General features: G+C 68.1%; 4 protein-coding genes. 3 read left to right on the plus strand and 1 reads right to left on the minus strand.

Annotated elements, in window-relative coordinates; translation table 11 throughout:
• Positions 1-19: 19 nt before the first annotated feature.
• Complete coding sequence (locus AC07X4_RS23665) at positions 20-616, plus strand: YitT family protein (RefSeq protein ID WP_288853587.1); 597 nt, start codon at positions 20-22, stop codon at positions 614-616.
• Positions 617-659: 43 nt separating this feature from the next.
• On the opposite strand, the gene AC07X4_RS23670 is transcribed toward AC07X4_RS23665, so the two are convergent.
• Positions 660-4,217: an EAL domain-containing protein gene (locus AC07X4_RS23670; RefSeq protein WP_494741508.1), complete on the minus strand. Its 3,558-nt coding sequence runs from the start codon at positions 4,215-4,217 to the stop codon at positions 660-662.
• 234 nt (positions 4,218-4,451) lie between these two features.
• On the opposite strand from AC07X4_RS23670, the gene AC07X4_RS23675 reads away from it, so the two are divergent.
• Positions 4,452-4,946: a hypothetical protein gene (locus AC07X4_RS23675; protein ID WP_494741509.1), complete on the plus strand. Its 495-nt coding sequence runs from the start codon at positions 4,452-4,454 to the stop codon at positions 4,944-4,946.
• A gap of 104 nt (positions 4,947-5,050) precedes the next feature.
• Positions 5,051-5,500 (plus strand): hypothetical protein (locus AC07X4_RS23680; protein ID WP_494741510.1); only part of this gene is annotated, 450 nt, incomplete at its 3' end.

Raw genomic sequence — 5,500 nt, forward strand, 5'->3', positions numbered from 1 at the left:
CCCCACAGCCCCCGCCCCGCTGGTCGTGCCCCACAGCCTGACGGAAGACGCCGTGGCCATCTTCACCGGGGTGCTTCTGATCTCGGTGGGGGTGGCGTTTTTCACCAGCGCGGGGTTGCTCACGGGTGGCACGGCAGGGCTGGCGTTTTTGCTGCACTACGCCACGGGCATCGGCTTTGGCAAGATCTTCTTTGTGCTCAACCTGCCGTTTTACTGGCTGGCGCTGCGCAAGCTGGGCCGGGCCTTCACCGTCAAGACTTTCATCGCGGTGCTGCTGTTGTCGCTGCTGACCGAGCTGCAGTCGCAACTGCTGCAATTCGCGCAGTTGCAGCCGCTGTATGCCGCCATTGCGGGCGGGCTGATCACCGGCACGGGGTTTCTGGTGCTGTTCCGCCACCGCTGCAGCCTGGGCGGCGTGGGCATTGCGGCGCTGTACCTGCAGGACCGCTACGGCTGGCGCGCAGGCAAGGTGCAGATGGCGGTGGACTGCTGCATCGTGCTGCTGGCCCTGTGGACGGTGGAGCCCGTGCGCGTGGCCTGGTCCATTGCGGGCGCCGTGGCGCTCAACCTGGTGCTGGCCATGAACCACCGGCCGGGCCGCTACATGGCGGTGTAGGTTTCGGCCAAGGGCGGTTGAGCGCCCTGCAGAGACACACTTTCTACGTGGACACCTGCCAGCCCAGCCCACTGTGCAGCCGGTGCTCCAGCACCTCGATGGGCACCGGGCGGCTGAACAGGTAGCCCTGCCACAGCGTACAGCCGTGGCGCTCCAGAAACGCGCGCTGCGCCTCGGTCTCCACCCCCTCGGCAATCACGTCGATGCCCAGGCTCTGCGCCATGCCGATGATGGTCTGCACGATGAGCGCGTCGGTGTGCTGGATGCCAATGTTGCGCACAAAGCTCTGGTCGATCTTGAGCTGGTCCAGCGGCAGCCGCGTGAGGTACGACAGCGACGACTGGCCGGTGCCAAAGTCATCCATCGAAAAGCGCAGGCCCAGCGCGCGCAGTGCATTCATCTTGGCGATGGTGTCGTCCACGTTGTCCAGCGCCAGGCTCTCGGTCAGCTCCAGCTTCAGGCGGTCGGGTCGCGCGCCGGTCTGCCGCAGCACGGCCACCACCTGCTCCATGAAGTCGGCCTGGCGGAACTGGCGCGCGCTCACGTTCACCGCCAGTTGCAGGTCGGCCGTGGCAGGGTCGTCCTGCCAGCGGCGCAGCTGGCTGCAGGCGGTCTGCAGCACCCACAGGCCGATGGGCAGGATCAGCCCGGTCTCTTCGGCCAGCGGGATGAACTCGAACGGCGGCACCATGCCGCGCGCCGGGTGGTTCCAGCGGATCAGTACCTCGGCCCCCACCACATGCTTGCCGCAGCCCACCTGCACCTGGTAGTGCAGTGTGAACTGGCCCTGTTCCAGGGCCGTGCGCAGGTCGTTCTCCAGCGCCGCACGGGCGGTGACAGCGGCCTGCATGCGCGGGTCAAAAAAGCGGATACCGTTGCGCCCTGCGGTCTTGGCGGCGTACATGGCCAGGTCGGCGTGCTTGACCACATCTTCCACCGTCTGTCCCTGGCCGCTGAACAGGACTGCGCCCACACTGGTGGTGCTGTGCACATGGTGCGATGCGAGCTGGTAGGGCTGGTTGAGCGCGGCCAGAATCTTTTCGCCCACCGCCTGCGCCTGCTCGGCAGCGTCGGTGGCGAGGGCGCCCAGGTCTTCCAGCAGCACCAGAAACTCGTCGCCGCCCAGCCGTGCCACGGTGTCGCCCTCTCGCACGCAGGCCGTGAGCCGCTGGGCCACCTGCTGCAGCAGCACGTCGCCCATGTCGTGGCCCAGGGTGTCGTTCAGGGTCTTGAAGTGGTCCAGGTCCAGGCACAGCAGGGCCCCTTGCAGGCCCGCGCGCGCACTGGTGGCAAACGCCTGTTGCAGGCGGTCCATCATCAGGCGGCGGTTGGGCAGGTGGGTGAGCGGGTCGTAGAACGCCAGGTGCTCGATCTCCCGCGCCGCCGCCGCGCGCTGGGTGATGTCGCTGAGGGTGGCGACATAGTGCGTCAGCACCCCGTGCTGGTCCGTCACGGCGGTGATGGCCATGAAGTGCAGGTTCACCTCGCCGCTCTTGCAGCGGTTCCACAGCTCGCCCTTCCACTCGCCGGTGCTGGCCAGGCTGGCCCACATGGCATCAAAAAACGCCTTGTCATGGTGGCCCGAGGCCAGCAGGCTGGTGCGGCGGCCCACCACCTCGTCGGCGCCGTAGCCGGTGATGCGGCTGAACGCGCGGTTGGTGCGCAGGATGAGGGTGCCCGCGTCGGTAACGATCATGCCCTCCTGCGACTCGAACGCAATGGCGGCGATGCGCAACTCGTTCTCGTCGCGTTTGCGGGCGGAGATGTCCTTGCCCACGCCCCGATAGCCACAAAACACACCGTCTTCATCAAACACGGGCGTGCCGCTGATGGACACCCAGTACGAGCAGCCCTGCTGGTCGCGGCGCTCGAACTCGAAGTCGCGGAACTCCTGGTGGCGCTCCAGCAGCGCGCGGTGCTCTTCCCACAGCGCGTCGCTCATGCCCGGTGCAGCCAGCTCCCAGCGCGTCTTGCCCATGTGCAGCGCGGCCTCCTGCACCAGCCGGTCATCGGCCCGGCCTTCCACATGCGTGAGGCGAAACTGCGCGTCCTGCTCCCAGTACCAGTCGGACGACAACGCGGTGAGGGTGCGAAAACGCGCCTCGTTGTCCTCCAGCTTGCGGCGCACGCGGTAGGACTCGCTCACGTCGCTGAACACCAGCACCACCCCCACGATCTGCCCCTGGGAGTTGCGAATGGGAGCGGCGCTATCGGCAATGTGGTACTCGGCGCCATGCCGGGCCTGCAGGGTGGTGTGGTTGCTCAATGCCACCACCTGGCCCCGGTCCATCACCAGCTGCACCGGGTCCACCTGCGGCTCGCGGGTACCGGTGTTGATGATGCGGAACACCTCGGGCAACGGCTGGCCCATGGCCTGTGCCAACGGCCAGCCTGTCAGGCGCTCGGCCACCACATTCATGCGGGTGATGCGGCCTTGCGCATCGGTGGCGATCACGCCATCGCCGATGGAAAGCAGCGTGATGGCCAGGTTTTCTTCGCTCTGGCGCAGTTCGGCCTCGGCTTTCTGTCGCGTCAGCGCCATGCGGTCAAACCGGCGGCCCAGCTCGGTCAGCTCCTGCAGACCCGTGGCGGGCACGCGCGACACATAGCGCCCCTCGGCCAGCTCGTCCGTGGCGTGCAGCAGGCGCCGCAGGGGCCGCATCACGCCGCGCCGCACACCCACCTGCGCCACGGCAAAGGACAGCACCAGGCCACCCAGCAAGAACGCCATCTCGGTCCACATGCGGCGGTTGGCCGCGGCGTACAGGTTGTCCAGCGGCACGGCCAGGCTCATGGTGGCCACGGGCTTACCGCCCGCCTCGATGAGTGGCTGGAACACCACCAGCTCAGGGTTGCCATCTGCGCGCGTGCGCTGGCGCTGCCCCTGCGGGGTCTGCAGCACCAGGGCGCGGAACTCGGCATCGGCAAATGGAGCCCCCAGCTCGCTGGCATCGGGCGGGTAGCGCGCTAACACACGGCCGTCGGGGTCGGACACGCGGGCCACCGCGCCGTCCGGCAGCCCCAGGTCGGTAAGCCGCAGGCTCCACCACTCCAGCGACACCACCGCCACGGCGGCCCCCACCACGTCTTGCGTGCCCGGTGGAATTACCGGGTAGGCAAAGTTGACACTGGCCACCTGGGCAGCGCGGTCTACCTGGAAGCTGCCCACCGCAAAGTCCCGCCCAGAGATCGTCTGCTGAAAATACGGGCGGTTGGCCACATTGACGGGCGCCTTCAGCGGCCGCGCATTGCACAGCAGCTCACCATCCGCCCGTGGCACGCCAATGTTGACGTAGGTGGTGTTGAGCGACAGCACTTCGGCCAGGTAGCGCCCGCACTGGGGGGCGGCGGGGTCGTGCACCTGCGGCATGGCGGCCAGCTGCTGCAGAAACCGGCGGGTGTTCTGAATCAGCCGTTGCTGGGTGCCGGCCACCGACTGCAGGGTCTGCAGCGCACGCTCTTCGGCGGCGGCGATCGCGTCTGTGCGGTGGGTCCGTGCCTGGTACACCACCAGCAGCACCGCCGGCAGCGTGGCCCACAGCACCAGCCAGCGAATCCGCGCGGACAAGGTGCTCCACATTCCAGCGACCCATGGGGGCATACCGACCTTTCTGTGCAAGAGAAAGACGCTTGGAAACACAGTGGCCGGGACCTGCGAAAAAATGGACAGGTGAGAACCGACGTGTTTCATCACATGGTACTGCCCATGTTCCAAAAAGGCATGCACGATTTGCGCGGGTTTGCCCTCACGGTCCTTGGCCGGTTGCCCCGGCGCGCCGGGCCAGAAAAGGGCGTGCCTGTGGAACCTTGGGCCGCCCCGCCGTATCATTGAAGCATGCGTCGCGGCTTTTTCTTCCTGCTGATGGTGGTGCTGGTCCTTCGGGGCCTGACAGGCACGGCCATGGCGGCGGGCATTGTGGCGCCGCTGCTGCCCGCAGGCCCGGCGCAGCACACGGTGGTCCATCAGCCCATGGCGGAAGGCATGGGCCACGACCACAGCCACCCCCACGATCAGTCCGTAATCCTTGCCCAGGCCGAGGCCGCCGACGCCCATGCGCACCATGGCAGCCCGGCTGCCGAACCCGCCCTCGACCACAGTGCCAGCCATGCTGCAGCGTGCCAGGACCACGGCACGGGCTGCCCGACTCACAGCGACCACGACCACCACAGTGCCAGTTGCTCGGCCTGCGAAATTTGCCATTCGGCCATGCTGGGCCTGCCCGCATCGCTGACCCCCGCCCCCCTGCCCGCCGGAGCCCTGCTGCCCCTGGCCTCCGCGCAGTTTGACAGCGCCCCCGCAGCGCTGGCCATCAAACCACCCATCGCCTGACCTCCGACGCCCGAAGTGCGTCTGCCACGGCCTGATTGACCCCGCACCACGGGGCCCATCGGGCGGCAGCGCCGTGTTTTTTCGTTCGTTGTCTGGAGATCGCCATGCGCGCCCCTGCTATTTTTCTCTCCTCGCCGTCGCCCGGGCCATCGTGGTCGATGCGACTGGCTTGTCTCGCCCTGTTGTCGCCCTTGCTGGCGCAAGCCCAGGGCCCAGCTTCACCCGACGCCACCCGCGCCGATGCGCCGACGGCCCCCTTGCCCTACACGGCCATGCCACCGCAGCCCCCGCTGGTGGACGCCTTGCCCACTCCCCAGGCCTGGCGCCAGGCACACGAGGCCGTGGGCGCGTTCCCGCGCGGCCATGCGGACATCGTGGCCTGGGAGGCGCAGCGCGGTTCCGCACCGCCCCCCGCGCCCGCAGCCTCCGCAGCAGCCCCCATGCCACACCACCACCAGGGCATGCAACACGGCATGCCCCATGGAAAGCCGCCTGGCACAGCCCATGAGATGCACCACGGCAGCGCAGGGAGTGCCCACCCCGCCCCCCCCCCC

The sequence above is a fragment of the Acidovorax sp. GW460-11-11-14-LB4 genome, from assembly GCF_059423685.1.

Bases quoted from the DNA above. Each gene is read 5' to 3' on its own strand.
- AC07X4_RS23670 (WP_494741508.1), bottom strand. From the start codon at position 4,217: ATGCCCCCATGGGTCGCTGGAATGTGGAGCACCTTGTCCGCGCGGATT.
- AC07X4_RS23675 (WP_494741509.1), top strand. From the start codon at position 4,452: ATGCGTCGCGGCTTTTTCTTCCTGCTGATGGTGGTGCTGGTCCTTCGG.